The 18547-nt window shown below is 70.8% G+C and carries 15 protein-coding genes; 5 read left to right on the top strand and 10 right to left on the bottom strand.

The genetic code is table 11. The features are described 5' to 3' along the window. From SCNRRL3882_RS06120 to SCNRRL3882_RS06110, 3 genes are read left to right on the top strand one after another with little or no spacing between them, the layout of a single operon-like run. Positions 1–876, top strand: a complete 876-nt coding sequence (locus SCNRRL3882_RS06120; protein WP_010043041.1) for a 4-hydroxyphenyl-beta-ketoacyl-CoA hydrolase — start codon at positions 1–3, stop codon at positions 874–876. A 10-nt stretch (positions 877–886) separates the two neighbouring features. Further along, positions 887–2395 carry an acyl-CoA synthetase gene (locus SCNRRL3882_RS06115; RefSeq protein WP_010043039.1) on the top strand — a complete coding sequence of 503 codons (1509 nt, stop codon included), beginning with the start codon at positions 887–889 and terminating at the stop codon, positions 2393–2395. An 11-nt stretch (positions 2396–2406) separates the two neighbouring features. Further along, complete coding sequence (locus SCNRRL3882_RS06110) at positions 2407–2862, top strand: MaoC family dehydratase (RefSeq protein ID WP_010043036.1); 456 nt, start codon at positions 2407–2409, stop codon at positions 2860–2862. On the opposite strand, the gene SCNRRL3882_RS06105 is transcribed toward SCNRRL3882_RS06110, so the two are convergent. From SCNRRL3882_RS06105 to SCNRRL3882_RS06060, 10 genes are all read right to left on the bottom strand, one after another. Continuing rightward, positions 2853–3680, bottom strand: a complete 828-nt coding sequence (locus tag SCNRRL3882_RS06105) for a PaaX family transcriptional regulator C-terminal domain-containing protein (protein ID WP_010043033.1) — start codon at positions 3678–3680, stop codon at positions 2853–2855. The genes SCNRRL3882_RS06110 and SCNRRL3882_RS06105 overlap by 10 nt on opposite strands. 24 nt (positions 3681–3704) lie before the next feature. Next, complete coding sequence (locus tag SCNRRL3882_RS06100) at positions 3705–4553, bottom strand: hypothetical protein (RefSeq protein ID WP_010043031.1); 849 nt, start codon at positions 4551–4553, stop codon at positions 3705–3707. Between the two features lie 4 nt (positions 4554–4557). Continuing rightward, positions 4558–6231 (bottom strand): PHP domain-containing protein, encoded by a 1674-nt coding sequence (locus SCNRRL3882_RS06095; RefSeq protein WP_010043029.1) that lies wholly within the window; start codon positions 6229–6231, stop codon positions 4558–4560. A 26-nt stretch (positions 6232–6257) separates the two neighbouring features. Continuing rightward, entirely contained in the window at positions 6258–8093 is a 1836-nt protein-coding gene (locus SCNRRL3882_RS06090; RefSeq protein WP_010043028.1) for a LamG-like jellyroll fold domain-containing protein, read from the bottom strand. A gap of 61 nt (positions 8094–8154) precedes the next feature. Next, the gene (locus SCNRRL3882_RS06085; RefSeq protein WP_010043027.1) at positions 8155–11088 is read right to left on the bottom strand and encodes a glycoside hydrolase family 2 TIM barrel-domain containing protein; all 2934 of its coding nucleotides are present in this window, start codon (positions 11086–11088) and stop codon (positions 8155–8157) included. Next, on the bottom strand, positions 11085–12020 hold the full coding sequence (locus tag SCNRRL3882_RS06080; protein WP_010043026.1) for an alkaline phosphatase family protein: 936 nt from the start codon (positions 12018–12020) through the stop codon (positions 11085–11087). Before SCNRRL3882_RS06080 ends, SCNRRL3882_RS06085 begins: the two co-directional genes overlap by 4 nt. Positions 12021–12048: 28 nt before the next feature. Beyond that, complete coding sequence (locus SCNRRL3882_RS06075; protein WP_010043025.1) at positions 12049–12918, bottom strand: carbohydrate ABC transporter permease; 870 nt, start codon at positions 12916–12918, stop codon at positions 12049–12051. After that, positions 12915–13799: a carbohydrate ABC transporter permease gene (locus SCNRRL3882_RS06070; RefSeq protein ID WP_010043021.1), complete on the bottom strand. Its 885-nt coding sequence runs from the start codon at positions 13797–13799 to the stop codon at positions 12915–12917. The genes SCNRRL3882_RS06075 and SCNRRL3882_RS06070 overlap by 4 nt, the downstream gene beginning before the upstream one ends. A 124-nt stretch (positions 13800–13923) precedes the next feature. Then, positions 13924–15201 (bottom strand): extracellular solute-binding protein, encoded by a 1278-nt coding sequence (locus tag SCNRRL3882_RS06065; RefSeq protein WP_010043019.1) that lies wholly within the window; start codon positions 15199–15201, stop codon positions 13924–13926. Positions 15202–15248: 47 nt separating this feature from the next. Then, entirely contained in the window at positions 15249–16268 is a 1020-nt protein-coding gene (locus SCNRRL3882_RS06060; protein ID WP_010043017.1) for a carbohydrate kinase family protein, read from the bottom strand. A 163-nt stretch (positions 16269–16431) separates the two neighbouring features. Here SCNRRL3882_RS06060 and SCNRRL3882_RS06055 point away from each other — a divergent pair, with 163 nt between their 5' ends. Further along, the gene (locus SCNRRL3882_RS06055) at positions 16432–17196 is read left to right on the top strand and encodes a DeoR/GlpR family DNA-binding transcription regulator (RefSeq protein ID WP_010043014.1); all 765 of its coding nucleotides are present in this window, start codon (positions 16432–16434) and stop codon (positions 17194–17196) included. Continuing rightward, positions 17193–18530 (top strand): 6-phospho-beta-glucosidase, encoded by a 1338-nt coding sequence (locus SCNRRL3882_RS06050; protein WP_010043011.1) that lies wholly within the window; start codon positions 17193–17195, stop codon positions 18528–18530. Before SCNRRL3882_RS06055 ends, SCNRRL3882_RS06050 begins: the two co-directional genes overlap by 4 nt. Positions 18531–18547 lie beyond the last annotated feature (17 nt).

The following is an 18547-nucleotide window of genomic DNA, read 5'->3' as shown; positions in this document are numbered from 1 at the left end:
ATGAATGTCGACGACCTCGTCGCGATCGACGTCCACACCCACGCGGAGGTGTCCTCCAAGGGCCACTCCTCCCTGGACGACGACCTGCACGACGCCTCCTCCGCCTACTTCAAGGTCGAGGGCAAGCGGAAGCCGACCCTGGAGGAGACCGCCGCGTACTACCGCGAGCGGAAGACGGCCGCCGTGATCTTCACGGTCGACGCCGAGTCCGCCACCGGCACCCCGCCCGTCCCCAACGAGGAGGTCGCCGAGGCCGCCGCCGCCAACGCCGACGTCCTCATCCCCTTCGCCTCCATCGACCCCTTCCGGGGCAAGGCGGGGGTCAAGCAGGCCCGCCGCCTGGTCGAGGAGTACGGGGTGAAGGGCTTCAAGTTCCACCCCAGCATCCAGGGCTTCTTCCCCAACGACCGGTCGGTGGCGTACGACCTCTACGAGGTGATCGAGGAGACCGGCACGATCGCCCTGTTCCACACCGGCCAGACCGGCATCGGAGCCGGCGTGCCCGGCGGAGGCGGCATCAGGCTCAAGTACTCCAACCCGCTGCACGTCGACGACGTCGCCGCCGACTTCCCGCACCTGAAGATCATCCTGGCGCATCCGTCGTTCCCCTGGCAGGACGAGGCCCTGGCCGTCGCCACGCACAAGCCGGGCGTGCACATCGACCTGTCCGGCTGGTCGCCGAAGTACTTCCCGCCGCAGCTCGTGCAGTACGCGAACACGCTGCTGAAGGACAAGGTCCTCTTCGGCTCCGACTTCCCCGTCCTCACCCCCGACCGCTGGCTCGCCGACTTCGACAAGCTGACGATCAAGGACGAGGTCCGGCCGAAGATCCTCAAGGAGAACGCCGCCCGCCTGCTCGGGCTGACGAAACCGTAAGGGGCGTGACATGCGCAACGAGGGACTGGGGTCATGGCCCGCACGCCGGGCCCGCAAGACCCCGCACCGCACCGCCCTGATCCACGGCGACACCACCCGCACCTACGCCGGCCTGTACGAGCGCACCACCCGCCTCGCCCACGCCCTGCGCGAGAGGGGTGTTCGCCGCGGCGACCGCATCGCCTACCTCGGCCCGAACCACCCCTCCTATCTGGAGACCCTGTTCGCGGCCGGCACGCTCGGCGCGGTCTTCGTCCCCCTCAACACCCGCCTGGCCGGTCCCGAGATCGCCTACCAGCTCGCCGACTCCGGCGCCAAGGCCCTCGTCTACGGCCCCTCGCACGCCGGGCTGGTCGCGGGACTGCCGGGCAGCACGGACGTCCGTACCTATGTCGAAGTGGGCGCCGAGTACGAGGAGGCGCTGGCCTCGGCCGCCGGGGAGCCCATCGACACACCGGTCGCCCCGGACGACACCTGCATCATCATGTACACCTCGGGGACGACCGGCCGCCCCAAGGGCGCGATGCTCACGCACGGCAACCTCACGTGGAACGCGATCAACGTCCTCGTCGACCACGACCTGTTCGCCGACGAACGCGCCCTGGTCTCCGCCCCGCTCTTCCACACCGCCGGCCTGAACATGCTGACGCTCCCGGTCCTGCTGAAGGGCGGCACCTGCGTCCTGGTCGAGGCCTTCGACCCGGACGCCACCTTCGACCTGATCGAACGGCACCGGATCACCTTCATGTTCGGTGTGCCCACGATGTTCGACCAGGTCGCCCGGCACCCGCGCTGGCCGGACGCCGACCTGTCGTCGCTGCGCATCCTCACCTGCGGCGGCTCCCCGGTCCCCACCCCGCTGATCGCGGCGTACCAGAGGCGCGGCCTGACCTTCCTCCAGGGCTACGGCATGACCGAGGCCGCGCCCGGCACGCTGTTCCTGGACGCCGAACACGCCGTCGGCAAGGCGGGTTCGGCGGGCGTGCCGCACTTCTTCAGCGACGTACGCGTCGTACGGCCCGACCTCGCGCCGGTCGACGTCGGCGAAGTGGGCGAGGTCGTGGTGCGCGGGCCGCACGTCATGCCCGGCTACTGGGGGCTGCCCGAGGAGACGGCCGCGGCCTTCGCGGACGGCTGGTTCCGCAGCGGCGACGCCGCCCAGATCGACGAGGACGGCTACGTCTACATCGTCGACCGCATCAAGGACATGATCATCTCCGGTGGCGAGAACGTCTACCCCGCCGAGATCGAGGACCAGCTCCTCGCCCACCCCGACATCGTCGAGTGCGCGGTGATCGGGGTGCCGGACGACAAGTGGGGCGAGGTGCCCCGCGCGGTCGTCGTACCCCGCGAAGGCGCCGCACTCGACCCCGACGAGGTGCTCGCGTCGCTCGCCGGCCGCCTCGCCAAGTACAAGATCCCGAAGTCGGTCGTGGTGGCGGACGAGCTGCCCCGCACCGCCTCCGGGAAGCTCCTCAAGTCCCGTGTGCGCAAGCGCTACGGCACCGACTCCCAGTGAAGGACGGCTCCATGAGCATCACCGTCAACGGCCTCGACGAACTGAAGAAGCTCGCGGGCAGCGACCTCGGCACCAGCGAGTGGATCGAGGTCACGCAGGAGCGGATCGACACCTTCGCCGACGCGACCGGGGACCACCAGTGGATCCACGTGGACCCCGAGAAGGCCAAGGAGGGCCCCTTCGGCGCCCCCATCGCGCACGGCTACCTCACCCTCTCCCTCTTCATCCCGCTGTTCACCGAGCTGCTGGACGTCCAGGGCGTGACGACGAAGGTCAACTACGGCCTCAACAAGGTGCGTTTCCCCTCCCCGGTGAAGGTCGGCTCCCGCATCCGGCTGACGGCGAAGCTCGCCGAGGTCGAGGAGGTGCCGGGCGGCGTGCAGATCACGGTCGACGGTGCGATCGAGATCGAGGGCGGCGGCAAGCCCGCCGCGGTGCTCCAGAGCCTGTCGCGGTTCTACGCCTGAGGCCGCGCCGGCACCAGGTCGAGGAGGCGTTCCGAGGCGTCACGCGCGAGCGGTGAGAGCCGGTCGTGCACGGCCCGGAACGTCTTCTCGGCCTGTTCCGCCGGCCAGTCGTCCGGCAGGTGCTTGACGGGCAGGCGCGGATCGCGCCGGACGATCCGCAGCCACTCGGTCTGGAGCCGCAGCCGCAGCACGAGCGCCTCGTCGGCCTCCGGCAGCGCGTCCTCCCAGGGCTGCCAGCGCCGTACGAACCCCTCGTAGCTACCCGCCAGGTCGGACAGCTCCCACGTCTCCTCGATCATCTGGCCGATGTCCGTCCCGGCATCGGCGTGCGCCCGGAAGACCTTCACATGGGCGGACAGGCCGAGCTCGGCGACCAGCGCCGACACGTCGACCTCACCAGGTGCGATCCACAGGCCGTTGAACAGCGGGCCGAAGCCGCTCCAGGTCAGCTGGGAGCGCAGGTCGTGGCGCTGGCGCTGCCAGGACTCGGGCAGGGAGAAACCGAGCAGGGTCCAGGTGCCGTCCCAGTGCCGGTTGACGGCACCGGTCTGCCAGATGCGCCGCTCGCCGTCGCGCAGCACGGCTTCCGAGCGCCCGGTCAGCCCGAAGTACATCCGGCGGCCCTCGCGCTGGCGGCGCAGCAGGTCACGGTTGACCATCCGGGTCAGCGTCGAGCGGGTCGCCTGCTCGCCGATCCCGGCGCGGGCGAACACGTCGATGACGCTGCCCGAGTACACGCACACGTCGCGCCCGAGCACCTGGTCACCCAGGAACGTCAGCATGAGGGACTGGGGCCGCAGCGACTCTTCACCGGTCACGCGGCCCACCGTACCTCCGCTCGATCAGTCCGTGACCTGCTGGTACGCGTGGACGGCCGTCGTCACCGCGCACACGCCCGGCGGGATCATCTGCGCCCGCAGGGTGCCGCTGTTCGCGTCGTAGTCGACGCCCTCCGCCTCGAAGGTGCCCGTGCACACGCTGCGCTGCGGCAGCGCGAAGAGGCTCTGCACCGAACCGGTGACCGGCTGCCCGTCCGGCTTGCGCGGCAGGTCGACCTGGACCAGTGGCCGGATCTGCGGGAAGAGGGTGCCCGAGGCGTCGTTCGAGGCGCACAGCAGGCGGGTCTCGGTGACGAAGTCGCAGCCCTGGATGTCGCGCACCGGCTTGTCCAGGGTGATCTGCCCGGCCTCCCCCAGCTCACCGCCGGTCGCCGGCGTCGACGGGTTGAGCAGGGGCGCCGGGAAGACCTGGAGCCGGCTCTGCGTGCCCCACTCGCCCGACACCAGCCACTGACCGTCGGGTGAGACGGCGGCGAAGGAGTTGTTCAGTTTCTCGCCCGGGTTCAGCGGGTGGACGTACTCGTAGCGCTTCCCGGCCGGGGTGGTGACCGCGAACATCTTCGACGTGGCCGTGTCCGATCCCTGGTAGGCGTCGAAGACATGACCGCGCGCGATGTCCGGGTCGCCTATGTGGTTCCAGCCCTTGACCCGCAGGTCCAGCGGGATGGAGGCCAGCCCGCGGTACAGCAGGGAGCCGTCCGCGCGGGCGGCCAGGCCCTGCCCGCCGCCGAGGGTGTCGGTGTACGCCGTGCCGGTCTCCGTCCACTGCGGGGCACCGGCGGCCGAGGCCGTCCCGGCGCCCAGCGTGAAGGCGCCCCATAACGCGGTGGCGGCGAGCAGTTGACGTCTCATCAGGTCAGGCACCTTCCACGTCGACGAATACCGGGTTCGAATAGAACCACGTATCCGCCCACGGGTCACCGTCCCCGGGCGGGTGCGGAACGGGCCCGTGCGGGTCGACCGAGGCGCCGAGGTAGCCGGTGCCGTGGCGGTTGCCGTCGCTGCCGCGCAGCCGGACGTAGAAGGACTCCTCACCCGCGGTCAGCGGAACGCGCAGGGTATAGGTGCCCCTGCGGCCGGAGACGTCCTGCGAGCGGACGACGCGGGTGTCGGGCGCCTTCCAGGTGTCGCGGTCGGCGACCGGGCCGCGCACCGCGCCACGGATGACGTCCACGTGCGCCAACTCCGGCAGGATCCCTTGGGGGTTGGGCCGCGAGGCGGTCGTCACGGTGACGTTCAGGGTGAGCTTCTCGCCCTTGCGGACCCGCAGCCGGCCGCCGAGCGTCACGCCCCGGCCCCGGTCACGGTCCCGTGTCAGCCGGACGTCGAGCCCGTCGAGCAGATGCCCGTGGTCGAGCCAGACCCGGCCCGCGCGCAGGCCCGCCATGACCGCGCGGTAGCCGTAGCGGGTGACGCCCACATGGGTTCGGCTGAACTGGCCGGGCCAGAAGTCGCTGCCGGGCTGCGGGGTGTCCGTCTGCACCGGGTCGGGCAGCTTCCCGGTGGTGTCGAAGGTCTGACCCGGCTGCCAGTCGCCGTTCTTCCAGGTGTCGAAGACGATCCGGTGGGCGTCGGAGTTGGTGGTGATCGAGAACAGCCGCCCCTCGGCGAGCATCGAGTCCCACAGGCCGCCGACGGTGGCGGTCGCCCAGTCGAAGCCGCCGTACGTCAGATAGGCGTCCGCCGGGTAGCCGGGCCAGGACTGCGCGGACGGCTTGTTCTCGTACTCGCCGCGGATCGAGCCGGCCCCGCGCCAGCCGGGGACGGCAGCGCCCTGGGCGCCCGGGGCGCCCTCCATGCCGATCATGATCTCGGGCGCCGCGTCCCGCCAGGCGCGCATCTCGTGCGGGGAGTCGATGCCGAGGCGCATGGGGTGGTTGGCGAGCACCAGCACGTCGTCGACGTAGCCCGAACGGCGCTGCCCGGCCAGCCACTCGAGGGCCTTGACGGCGTGCGCCTCGTTGCGGGCGGTGTCCGCGTCGGCGGGGCCGCCCTTGTCGTAGCCGAGGAGCTTGCCGTCGTAGGCGCGCTCGAAGCGGGTGAGCAGGTCGACCTCGTTCCGGCCGGGCGTGGTGAACACCGTGCAGTGCTCGGCCGCCGGGATGTACCACTCCAGGCCCTGGAAGATCAGCTGACGCGGGTTCTCCGCTCGGGCCCTGAGGATCTCCTTGTGCTCCAGCGCGGCCCCGAAGTCGGCGTGCCCGAAGTTGGAGTGCTCGGTGAACACCATCCAGTCCAGGCCGTAGGTCGCGCCCGCGGCGGCCAGCTGGGAGAAGGTGTACTTGGCGTCGTGGCTGTAGACGGAGTGGATGTGGTGGTCGCCGACGAGGTAGGCGAGGCGGGGGTCCTCCCCGCCCAGCCGTGCGCCGTCACCGTCGGCGGCCAGGGCCGGGGCCGCCGGTCCCAGGGCGAAGGCGGCGCCGAACAGGCCCGCCCGGCGCAAAAGTCCGCGGCGGGAGACGCCTTGGGCGTCGAGGGCGGCGGGGGAGACGGACGGATCGGCCCAGGCGGGCAGCTGCTGCTCGGTCATGACGGATCCTCGCGAGTTCGATGAGGTCAGTGGTTCATGAAGGAGGTGACGGGCAGCGCCCGGGCGACGATCCGGACGTCGCCGAGCCGGCCGTGGAGGATCTGGTCGATCTTGCCGCCGTACTCGTAGCCGCCGAGAAGCCACGGCAGGCCGACGGAGGTGATGCCGACGGAGGACGCCTTGGGGTTGCGGACGACCGGGCAGCCCTCGACGTACAGCGTGGTGTGCCCGCCGTCGTTGACGACCGCGAGGTGCCACCAGGTCTCCAGCGGGGTCTCCTGGCCCCAGTTGGTGGCGATCCCCTGCTGGTTGAGCGGCCGCATCGCCCACTGCGGCTCACGGTCGTTGGACAGGGACAGCGTGGCCAGCGGCTCGTCGGGGTCGTCGGCGGTCTTCCCGGCGGCGCCGCCCGTGCCGGTGCGGGAGACCAGACCAGACCAGGCGTTGTGGTCCGGGTCCCAGTCGGCGGGCAGCCGGTAGAACGCCTCGATGGTGTAACCGTCCTCGAACGTGGCCGAGTTGAGCGGGGCACCGTCGACCGTACGCAGGTAGGCGCCCTTCAGCGGGGACTTGAAGCCCTGGAACTCCAGGCTGCCGTGGCCCGGCTGGTCGGGGTGGTGGTCCGCCGACCAGCCCAGCGCACCGCCGCCCACCGTGACGAGCGAGAGGTCGTTGCCGCGCCCGGACAGGTCCCGCACCGTGCCGGCGGTGCCCTCGACGGGTTTCTCGAATCGCCAGTACGCCACCGTGCCCGGCACCAGCATCTTCGAGGCGGGCCGCGCGGGACGGGCGGGCACCGGCGCGAAGCCGGAGAAGCGCTCCTCGAAGTCGATCTCGACGGAGAACCGGTCGGCGTCGCCGCTCAGCTCCATCTCCTGCCGCTCCAGCTCGTTGAGCCCCTTCTTGGCCCGGCCCAGGATCCACGGGGAGACCGTCTCCACGTCGATGACGTTCCGGTCCAGGTCGAACCGGTAGAGGCGGATCATCGCCGCACCGCCGAAGTAACGGTTCTGGTAGTTCGTCAGATGCAGGTGGACGTCGTGCCCGGCCGTGTTCTTCCGTGTCGCGCGGGCGGCGGGCCAGTAGTGCCCGTTGAGGGTGAGGAAGATCTGGTCGTGGTCCTCGATCAGCTGGTCCCAGAGCTGCTGCCCGTACTCCGACAACGCGTCGTCCTCGACGACCAGTTCGTGCGTCGTGAGGATCACGGGTGTCTTCGGATGCCGCGCCATGACCTCCTTCGCCCACGCGTAGCCCTGCGGCGACAGCCGCCAGTCCAGCGCGAGCACCATCCACTCCCGGCCGCCCGCGGTGAACAGGTGGAAGGTGTTGTAGCCGTCCGGGGAGGCACCGCCGAACGTCCGCTGCCGCTCGAACCGCTCGGGCCCGAAGGCGTCCAGATAGGGCGTCGCACCGCGCTGGTCGGTCGTCGACGACTTCACGTCGTGGTTGCCGGCCAGGACGCTGTAGCCGACGCCCCGCCGGTCCAGCAGCGAGAACGCCTCGCCGATCGCAGCGAACTCCTCTTTCGCGCCGTTCTGCGTGAGGTCCCCCAGGTGGGACAGGAAGACGAGGTTCTCCTCCCTGCCGTGCTCCAGCAGATAGCGCAGCGACGCCTCGACCGGTGCCTTGTCGATGCTCGGCCCGTCGAAGAGGTACTGCGTGTCCGGCATCACGGCGAGAGTGAAGCGACGGCTGCGCGGGTCGGGGCGCCAACTCGCCGGCTCCGCCCGGGCGGCGACGGCCGGCAGCGCGGCCACCGCCGTGGCGGTCGCGCCGAGCAGCGCGGTGGCGCGGAGGAAACTGCGTCTTCCGGCACCGGCCTGGGGGGCCTCGCCCAGGTCGTGATCATGCGAAGTGCACATGGGTGCTCCATGAGGGTGACAGGGAGGGAGTCTCGGAGAGGGTGACAGGGAGGCGGAGAACTCAGAGAACGCGCAGCGTCCAGCTCCAGCGATGGACGCCGGCCGGGACGAGGTAGGAGGCGAAGGTGTCGGGCCCGCACGACGCCGTGCCGAGACCGCGGTGCGCCGCGTCGATGTGCACCACGCACCCCGCCCGCGACACCAGTTCGTCGTGATGCGCGGCCGAAGCGAGATCGGCCGCGCGATGGCGGGTCACGGAGACCTGGCGGGGCCGGTCCAGCCGTACCGCGAGCCCGGTCGCGTCCGGCGCGGACAGCGTGAACCGCCGCACGCCGTGCCGCCCGCCGCTCTCCTGGGGCCGCAGGTACGGCGTGAACAGCTCGTCCACCGGCAGCGAGTGGTGGCCGACCGGCGCGCCGGCGCCCCGGTCCGGATACGACTCCCAGGGGCCCTGCCCGAACCACTCCAGCAGGTTCAGCCCGGCGACCGTCTCGAAGACCGATCCGACCCGGGCCACGTCGTCCAGCGTCTCGGGCAGCTCGGCACACTCCTCCACGAGCAGCCCGCCCTCGACCGCCGTGAACACCTGCTCGTGCCGGACCGCCCCGCCCGGACCGAGGTGGTCGGCGACCACGGCCACCCGTCCCGGTTCCCGCCGTACGGCGACGACCTTGCGGGTGAGCGCGTCGAGCCCCCAGTCCCGCCAGCGGGCCGCCATGCCGCCCAGTTCGTCGTTGTCGGTGGGCGCCCGCCACAGCGACAGCGTGGGCCCGGCCGTCAGCAGCGGATGGATCAGCAGCCCGTCCTCGTCGACCTCCACGGCGCGGTGCGTGACGGGGGCGTGCTTCACCGGGGACGCGTGCCGCAGCCGTACCTGCGGCAGGCACACGACCGTGCCCCGCGGGGCCCACGGCTCGTCCCGGGACGTCGTGACGCGCAGCGTCAGCCACGCCTCGCCGCCGTCCTCCGGCAGCTCGAACGGCAGTGGTACGGCGGCCGTCTCGCCCGGCCGCAGATCGGGCAGCTCGGCGGGGGCGGTCAGGGTGCCGCCGTCGGCGAGGGCCAGTTGCCACTCACCGGACAGCCAGTCCAGGCCCCGGAAGTGCTGGTGGTTGCTCAGGACGACGCCCTCGTGCCGGAAGCACTCGATGCGCACCGGCGCGGCGATCTCCCGGTGCTCGAACATCACGGGCTTGGGGGTGCGGTCGGGGAAGACGACACCGTCGGCGATGAAGGCGCCGTCGTGGTCGGTCTCCCCGAAGTCGCCGCCGTACGCCCAGCGGTGGCCGGGCGCGGCGACACCGTTGCCGTAGAGCCCGGCGCCCCCACGCCCGGCCGGTCTGCCGTCATTCACACGCTGCAGGATGCCGTGGTCCCAGAACTCCCAGATGAACCCGCCCTGAAGACCCGGGGTGGCCTCGATGGCCGCCCAATGGTCGGCGAGCGTGCCGTTGCTGTTGCCCATGGCGTGCGAGTACTCGCACTGGATGAGCGGTTTGGTCTGGGTCCCGGACATGGCGTGCGCCAGGCAGTCCTGGAGCGGCGCGTACATCGGGCAGGCGATGTCGGAGGCCAGGCCCGGATCGGCCCAGCCGCGCTTGGCCGCGCCCTCGTACTGCACCGGCCGGGTCGGGTCGTGCCGGCGCACCCAGCCCGCCGCCGCGTCGTGGTTCGCGCCGTAGTCGGACTCGTTGCCCAGCGACCAGATGATGACGGACGGGTGGTTCTTGTCCCGCAGCACCATCCGCGCGACCCGGTCGACGAAGGCGCCCAGATAGCGCGGGTCGTCGGCGATCTCGTGCGCGTGGTCGTGGGACTCGATGTCGGCCTCGTCGACGACGTAGAAGCCGAGCTCGTCGGCCAGGTCGTACAGGGCCGGGTCGTTCGGGTAGTGCGCGGTGCGGATCGCGTTGAAGCCGAACCGCTTCAGCAGGACGAGGTCCGCGCGCATGTCGTCGTACGACACGGTCCGGCCGGTCAGCGGATGGAAGTCGTGCCGGTTGACGCCCCGGATGAACACGCGCTCGCCGTTGACCAGCAGGTCCCGGCCGGTGATCTCGACGTCACGGAAGCCGATCCGGTGGTGCGAGCGGTCGGCGACCGTGCCGTCGGCGCGGTGCAGCCGGACGGTCAGGCCGTACAGCTCGGGCGTCTCGGCGGTCCAGGTGCGCACGTCCGGCACGGCGGCCCGCAGCCGGGCCTCGCCCAGGAAACCGGAGACGCGCTCGTCCTCGGCGTTGGCCCGGTCGAACTCCGCGTCCTGCGTGAGCAGCTGCCCGTCCAGCTCCCCGCTGACGTACCAGCCCTCGGGCAGGGCCCCGCCGGAGTCCCGCACGAGGCAGTCCACGCGCAGATCACCGTCCCGTCGGGCCCGTACGGTCACGTCCGCGAGATACAGCGGGTCGGTGGCGTAGAGCAGCACCGAACGCGTGATGCCGCCGTGCCACCACTGGTCCTGGTCCTCGATGTGCGAGGCGTCCGACCACTTCACCACGGTCAGCCGTACGGTGGTCCGCTCGCCGGGGCGTACGACGCCGGACAGGTCGAATTCGGCGGCCAGATGGGAGTCCTTGGAGATGCCGACGGGCAGCCCGTCCACGTGGACCAGCAGCACGCTCTCCGCTGCCCCGACCTGGAGCACGATCCGCCGCCCGGCCCACTCGGCCGGCACGTCCACCGCACGCTCGTACACGCCCGTCGGGTCGGCGGCGGGCACCGCCGGCGGGAACTGCGCGAACGGCATGCGGACGTTCAGGTACCGCGGAAGATCGTCCGTGCCCTGCATGGTCCAGACTCCGGGGACGTACGCCGACGACCAGCCCTCGCCCACCGGGGCGTCGGGCGCGGGCAGCAACTGGAAACGCCAGTCGCCGTCCAGGGACACGGCACCGGCCCGCCGGTCCACGGCGTTCATGGGCAGCCGCCCCCAGGAGGTCACCTCGGGTGCCTCCCAGGGGCGCAGGGCGATCAGGGGATCGGGGAGTGCGTCGGTCATGACCATTCCGAAGTCGGTGGGGTGGGCCGGGGCAGGACGCGGCCTTGGAGGCCCCAGGCGGGGTCGACGGGGATGCCGAGACGGTCCAGGACGGTGGGGGCGATGTCGACGAGGCGGGGCGTGTCCAGCCGGGTGCCGCCGGGCACGCCCGGCCCGGCCAGGACGACGAAGACCTCTCGTTCGGCAGGCGTGTCGCCTCCGTGGCCACCGGCGTCGAGGTGTCCGTGGTCCGTGGTGACCAGCACGGTCCAGTGCTCGTCCGCACGGGCGGGGTCGGAGCGCCGGGCGTCGATCGCGTCCAGCAGCCGCCCGAGGTGGGTGTCCTGCGTGAGGAGGGCCCGATCGTAGGCGGGGCTGAGGGGGCCCGTGGCGTGCCCGGCCTCATCGGTGGCGCCGAAGTACACGAACACGACGTCCGGGTCGTCCTTGGTGAGCCAGCGTGTCGCGGTGCGGGCGACGAGGCGGTCCGCGGTGTCGTAGCCGCGGGACTCACCGTTGTAGCGCACACGCCGGCCGATGGCGCGGCCGAGCGTGCCGCGGCGGACCAGTGCCGGCCAGGACACCGCGGCCGCGCTGCGCAGACCGGGCCGGGCGGTGGCGGCGCGGCTGAGGAAGTCGGGGTAGCGGGTGTAGTCGGCGCCGGCGAAGTCGTTGCCGGTCACCCCGTGCCGGTCGGGCCACACCCCGGTCAGCACGCTCGACCAGCCGGGGCCGGAGTCGGTGTAGGCCATGCTGGTGGACGGCCCGTCGCCGGCCTGGCCGTCCACCTCGCCGTAGGGCAGCAGGCTGGTGCCGTGGGCGCCCGCGGCCATCAGGGCGTGCAGCACGGGTGCCGTGGACGGCGAGCGGACCAGCCGGTCGAAGCGCAGCCCGTCCATGCCCACCACGAGCACCTTGCCGCGCCGCGGCCGTTCCCCGCCGGAGACCTCCACCACTGTGCCCCTCCCTCTCGACACCGGTTCAGCTGCCCTGTACCGCACCCTCGGTGGCGCCCGCGATGAAGCCGCGCGCGAAGATGCTGAAGACCACGACCAGGGGGAGAGCCGCCATGAGCACACCGGCCATGACCATGCTGTAGTCGGTGTTGTGGCCGACGTTGAGCTGGGCGAGCTCCACCTGGAGGGTGACGTGGTCGGGGTTGGTGAGCACGATGAGCGGCCACACGTAGTCGTTCCAGGCGTTGACGAAGGCGTAGATGGCGAGGAAGGACAGTGCGGGCCTGATCATCGGCAGCGCGATGTTCCAGTACTGGCGGAAGAACCCGGCGCCGTCGATGCGCGCGGCGTCGAGCAGCTCGTCGGGCACCCCGTTCTGTATGTACTGGTGCAGCCAGAAGATGCCGAAGGCGTTGGCGAGGGCGGGCAGGGCCAGCGCCTTGAGCATGCCGACCCAGCCGATCTCGGACATGAGGATGAACTGCGGCAGGACGGCCAGCTGGAGCGGCAGCATCATGAACACCAGCAGCGTGCCGAAGAGCACCTTGCGCCCGGGGAAGTCGAACTTGGCGAAGGCGAAGGCCGCCAGGGAGTCGATGAACAGCACCAGGGCCGTCGTGACGCACGCGACGACGACCGTGTTGAGCATCGATCCGAAGAAGTCGATCGTGTTCAGTACGTGCCGGATGTTCTCCAGCAGGTGGGAGCCGAAGGTCAGCTTCGGTGGGCTCTTGTAGATGTCACGGGTGGTGTTGGTCGCCATCACGATCGTCCACACGAAGGGGAAGACCGAGATCAGGACCGCCAGGGCGAGGATGATGTGCGCGGTCAGGCCCCTGGGGCGGCGCAGCCGCCGCGCGCCCTTGGCCGGCCGCACCGTGGCGGCTGTCGTCATGACTTCCTCCCTCGCTGCACGATGCGCCAGTTGATGACGACGAGCACGATGATCAGTACGAAGAAGGCCCACACGATGGCCGCGCCGTAGCCGTAGTCGTTGTTGAGGAAGGCCGACTGGTAGAAGTACAGCAACGTGGTCAGGCCCGCCTGGCCCGGGCCGCCGAGGTTCTGGTTGGCGGCGTTGCTGGCGAAGAGCACCTGGGGTTCGCTGAAGCTCTGCAGGCCGTTGATGGTCGAGATGACGACGGTGAACAGGATGATGGGCCGCATGATCGGCATGGTGATCTGGAAGAAGGTGCGGACGGGGCCGGCGCCGTCCAGCTTGGCCGCCTCGTAGATCTGCGTCGGGATGGCCTGCAGACCGGCCAGGTAGATGATCATGTTGTAGCCGGTCCACATCCAGGTCATCAGCAGCGCGATGACCAGTTTGATCAGCCACGGGTTGCTCAGCCACGGCACGGGCGAGATGCCGACCGTGCCCAGGATCGCGTTGACCAGGCCGAAGTTGTTGCTGAACACCGCGCCGAAGAAGATCGCCACGGCGACGATCGAGGTCACGTTCGGGACGTAGAGGGCGATGCGGTAGAAGCCCTTGAAGCGGCGCACCGAATGCAGCAGCGTCGCCAGGACCAGGGCGCCGAAGAGCGTGGGAACGGTGGACAGGACCCAGATCACCAGGGTGTTGCGGATCGACAGCCAGAAGACGGGGTCGTTCCAGAGGAACTCGAACTGCTGGAGGCCGACGAACTGCTTGGTGCCCAGGCCGTCGTAGCGCTGGAAGGCCAGATACAGCGAGTAGAAGACGGGGAAGAAGGAGAAGGCGATGAAGATCAGGTAGAACGGCGAGATCGCCAGGTACTGCCGCCAGTACGACAGCACCCCGCGCCGCCTCGGCCGGGCGGTGCCCGCGGGCGGGGTGCGCCGCGGACGGAACCGGGCCGGGCCCGGCCCGCCGCGGCGCTCGCGCACCGTGGCGGGACCCGTGACCGGAGGTGATGACACCTCAGTTCACCCCCTGTCGCCGGGCGATCTGCTTGGCCCGGCTGACCGCGTCCTTCCAGGCGGCGTCGGGCTTCTTGCCCTTGGCCTCGATGCTGGTCAGCTCGGTGAAGTAGGGGGCCATGACGGCGGCGTCGGCGGGTGCCTCGTAGCTGACCGGGATGGCCTTGGCGGCCGGGCCGAAGACATCGATGATCTTCTGTCCGCCGAAGAAGGCGTCGCCGCCCGTCATGGCGGGCATGGCGTACGAGGACGGGGAGGCGGGGAAGATGGCGGCGTCGGTGAAGCCGCGGGCGTTGTTGGCCGGGCTGAGGATCCAGCTGATGATCTTGAATGCCTCTTCGGGGTTACGGCACTGCTTGGGCAGGGCCAGGTAGGAGCCGCCCTGGTTGGCCGGTCCGCCGGGCGTCGCACAGACCCGCCACTTGCCCTTGGTGCCCGGGGCGGCCTGCTCGATGTCCAACGCGTGCCAGGCGGCGCCGAGTTCGGTGCTGAGGTTCTTGCCGATGGCGGCGTTCCAGGTGTTGTCGTTGATCCTGGCGTCGATGCCGAGCGTGTAGGGGCGGACCGCCGTGGTCCACGCCTCGCGGATGTGGTCCTGGTCGCCGATGAAGTGGTTGTTCTCGTCGATGAACCGCTTGGTGCCCTGGCCGACGGCGATGTTGAACACCGAGCTGATGTTGTTGATCAGGTAGGTGCCGGGCACCGCCTTCTTCAGCTCGGAGCCGAGCGCGAAGTAGTCGTCCCAGGTCCCCGCCTCGGCGGCGACCTTGTCGGGGTCGGTGGGCAGGCCGGCCTTGCGGAACAGGTCCGCGCGGTAGAAGAGCGCGGTGGGACCGATGTCGATCGGGAACCCGATCTGCTTTCCGTCCTTGGTCTGGGCGAGCTTGGTCTTCCAGTCCAGGTACTGGGACGAGATCTTCTTGAAGCCCAGGTCGTTCAGGTCGAGGAAGCGGTCGGCGTTGGGCAGGAAGGACGCGATGTCCTCGCCCTTGATGCCGGTGATGTCGGGCACGGAGCTGCCCGCCGCGAGCGTGGTGGTGAGCTTCTGCTTGAAGTCGCCGCCGATGGAGGCGGCGGTCAGCTTCACCTGGCTGCCGAAGTGCGTCTTGGCCTCCGCGACCACCTTGTCGCTCAGTGCGCCACCCCAGTACCACATGGTGAGGCTCTTGCCGTTCTTGGTGCCGCCCGATCCCGAGCCGCCGCCGCATGCGACGGTCAGGCCGGAGGCGGCCGCGGTGAGCGCGGCGGCCTGGAGGAAGCCTCTACGAGAAAGGTCCACGGGTCACTCCTGTTTTTCCTGTCGTGGTGCTGAGAGGTGTGTGAAAGTCACTGCTGCCGTGCGGGAGGGGTGACGGGGGCGTACACGACCGGCGGGCCGGGGTTCTCCGGGAGCCGGTCCGCCAGGAAGCCGTAGGCGCGCTTCAGCTCGGGGTCGGTCAGGGAGCGCCACCAGCGGTCCACGCCGTACCAGCCGGGAGCGGCCAGCGCCCCGCCGTGGTGCCGGACGGACAGACCGGCGGCGAGCACCGCGAACCGCAGCCGTTCCGCGAGCGGCCAGCCGCCGAGCGAGGCGGTGACGAAGGCGGCGCCGAAGACGTCCCCGGCACCCGTCGCGTCCAGCACCTCGACGTCGAGGGCGGGCACGTCGGCGTACTCGCCGGTCGTCTGGTCGACGGCCATCGCGCCGTCCCGGCCCCGGGTGACCACCGCGACCGGCACCAGCTCGGACAGCGTGCCGAGCGCGGCGACCGCGCTGTCCGTGCGGGTGTAGGCCATGGCCTCCGTCTCGTTCGGGAGGAAGGCGTGGCACAGGGTGAGCTGGTCCAGGAGGGCCGTCGACCACTCCTGGCTGGGGTCCCAGCCGACGTCGGCGTAGATCTGCGTGCCGCCCGCGGCGGCCTTGGCGAGCCACTCGCGCGGCTGCGCCTCGATGTGCACCAGGGCGGTACGCGCCCCGGGCGGGTCGCCCACCAGCACGTCCTGCGAGTACGGCGGCTCCTGGCCGTGGGTGATCAGGGCCCGGTCGTGACCGTGGGCGAGGGCGACGGTGACGGGGGTGGGCCAGCCGTCGGCCGTGCGGGAGAGCGAGAGGTCGACGTCCTCCTGGTCGCACAGGATGTCCCGGCAGAACTCGCCGTAGAGGTCGTCGCCGAACACCGTGGCGAGTGAGGTGCGCAGGCCGAAGCGGCTGGCCGCCACCGCCAGGTTGGCGATGCCGCCCGGGCCGCAGCCCATGCCCGTCGTCCAGATCTCCTCGCCCGGGGCCGGGGGCTTGCCGAGCCCCGTGAGGACGAGGTCGTAGAAGAGCAGCCCGGTCAGCAGCACATCGGGCCGTTCGTCGTCCACGGAAGGGTCCTCTCGTTGGGAAGCGTTCGAGGAGCCCACCCCGCGAGCTCGTCAAAACTCTTCATTTCAGTGACCGGAATCGTGCGCCGATCGGAGAGATTGGTCAATACCCGAGCAGAAGTGAGCATGGAAATGATTGAGGATGACGAGTACTGTTCACGCCGTGCTGGCAGAACGACGACACCAACTCATCCTGCGGGCCCTGCGCTCCGGCGGGCCCGCTGCCGTGACCGACCTCTCAGAGCAGCTGGGCGTGAGTCCCGCCACAATCAGGCGGGACCTGGTCAAACTGGAAGAAGACGGGCTGCTCACGCGCGTCCACGGCGGCGCCGTGGTGGAGGAGGGCGACCAGCCCTTCGCCGAGGTCGCCGAGGTGCGCGTGGCCGAGAAGGACGCCATAGCCGAACGCGCTGCGGCCATGGTCAGGGACGGCCAGTCGGTGCTGCTGGACATCGGGACGACGGCCTACCGCCTGGCCCGTCAGCTGCACGGCCGCCGGCTCACCGTGATCACCAGCAACCTGGTGGTCTACGAGGAACTCGCCGACGACGAGGGCATCGAGCTGGTCCTGCTCGGCGGCATGGTCCGCCGCGAGTACCGCTCCCTGGTCGGCTTCCTCACCGAGGACAACCTGCGCCAGCTGCACGCCGACTGGCTCTTCCTCGGAACCAGCGGCGTGCGGCCCGGCGGCCAGGTCATGGACACGACGGTCGTGGAGGTGCCGGTCAAGCGCGCCATGATCAAGGCGGGCGAGAAGGTCGTGCTGCTCGCCGACGCGGCGAAGTTCCCGGGGCACGGGATGGCGAAGGTCTGCGGTCCCGAGGACCTGGACGTGGTGGTGACGAACGAGCCGGTCGACGCGGCGACGCGGTCCTCCTTCCAGGAGGCAGGAGTCGAGGTCGTCCTGGCGGGAAAGGTGCAGGCGTGAAGCTGACGATTCTGGGCGGCGGAGGATTCCGCGTGCCGCTGGTGTACGGGGCGCTCCTCCAGGACCACGCCGAGGGCCGGGTGACGCACGTCGTCCTGCACGATCTGGATTCCGGGCGACTGTCCGCCGTGACCCGCGTCCTCGCCGAGCAGGCGGCCGGTGTCCCCGACGCGCCCGAGGTGACCGCCACCACCGATCTGGACGAGGCCCTGCGCGGCGCCGACTTCGTGTTCTCCGCGATCCGCGTCGGCGGACTTCAGGGCCGGGCGGACGACGAGCGGGTGGCCCTGGCCGAGGGCGTCCTCGGCCAGGAGACGGTCGGCGCGGGCGGCATCGCCTACGGTCTGCGCACCGTCCCGGTCGCCGTCGACATCGCCCGGCGGGTCGCCCGCCTGGCGCCGGACGCCTGGGTCATCAACTTCACCAACCCGGCCGGCCTGGTCACCGAGGCCATGTCCCGCCACCTCGGCGACCGCGTCATCGGCATCTGCGACTCCCCGGTCGGCCTCGGCCGCCGTATCGCCCGGGTGCTCGGCGCGAACCCCAAGGAGGCCTGGATCGACTACGTCGGCCTCAACCACCTCGGCTGGGTACGCGGCCTGCGCGTCGCCGGCCGGGACGAGCTGCCGCGCCTGCTCGCCGACCCGGACCTGCTCGGCTCCTTCGAGGAGGGCAAGCTCTTCGGAGTCGACTGGCTCCAGTCCCTGGGCGCGATCCCCAACGAGTACCTGCACTACTACTACTTCAACCGGGAAGCCGTACGGGCCTACCAGCAGGCCGAGAAGACCCGCGGCGCCTTCCTGCACGACCAGCAGGCCCGCTTCTACGCCGAGATGAGCAACCCGGACGCCCCCGCCCTCAAGGTCTGGGACCAGACCCGCGCCGAGCGCGAGGCCACCTACATGGCCGAGAACCGCGAGACCGCGGGCGCGGGCGAACGCGACGAGGACGACCTGTCCGGCGGCTACGAGAAGGTGGCCCTCGCCCTGATGCGCGCGATCGCCCGCGACGAGCGCACGACCCTGATCCTCAACGTCCGCAACCAGCGGACCCTGTCCGTCCTGGACACCGACGCCGTCATCGAGGTGCCCTGCCTCGTCGACGCCAACGGCGCCCACCCCGTCGCCGTCGACCCGCTGCCCGGCCACGCCACCGGGCTGGTCTGCGCGGTCAAGGCCGTCGAGCGCGAGGTGCTGGCCGCCGCCGACTCCGGCTCCCGTACGACGGCCGTGAAGGCCTTCGCCCTGCACCCGCTCGTCGACTCCGTCAACGTGGCCCGCAGGCTGGTCGAGGGCTACACCGAGGTCCACCCCGGGCTCGCGTACCTTAGGTGAGCACCGTTCGGTAAGCG

The sequence above is a fragment of the Streptomyces chartreusis NRRL 3882 genome (assembly GCF_900236475.1).
GTDB classification, from domain to species: domain Bacteria; phylum Actinomycetota; class Actinomycetes; order Streptomycetales; family Streptomycetaceae; genus Streptomyces; species Streptomyces chartreusis_D.
Note: the sequence above shows the minus strand (reverse complement) of the source record. Positions and strands in the feature narration are given on the sequence as shown.

Bases quoted from the DNA above. Each gene is read 5' to 3' on its own strand.
- SCNRRL3882_RS06120 (WP_010043041.1), top strand. From the start codon at position 1: ATGAATGTCGACGACCTCGTCGCGATCGACGTCCACACCCACGCGGAG.
- SCNRRL3882_RS06115 (WP_010043039.1), top strand. From the start codon at position 887: ATGCGCAACGAGGGACTGGGGTCATGGCCCGCACGCCGGGCCCGCAAG.
- SCNRRL3882_RS06110 (WP_010043036.1), top strand. From the start codon at position 2,407: ATGAGCATCACCGTCAACGGCCTCGACGAACTGAAGAAGCTCGCGGGC.
- SCNRRL3882_RS06100 (WP_010043031.1), bottom strand. From the start codon at position 4,553: ATGAGACGTCAACTGCTCGCCGCCACCGCGTTATGGGGCGCCTTCACG.
- SCNRRL3882_RS06095 (WP_010043029.1), bottom strand. From the start codon at position 6,231: ATGACCGAGCAGCAGCTGCCCGCCTGGGCCGATCCGTCCGTCTCCCCC.
- SCNRRL3882_RS06090 (WP_010043028.1), bottom strand. From the start codon at position 8,093: ATGTGCACTTCGCATGATCACGACCTGGGCGAGGCCCCCCAGGCCGGT.
- SCNRRL3882_RS06085 (WP_010043027.1), bottom strand. From the start codon at position 11,088: ATGACCGACGCACTCCCCGATCCCCTGATCGCCCTGCGCCCCTGGGAG.
- SCNRRL3882_RS06075 (WP_010043025.1), bottom strand. From the start codon at position 12,918: ATGACGACAGCCGCCACGGTGCGGCCGGCCAAGGGCGCGCGGCGGCTG.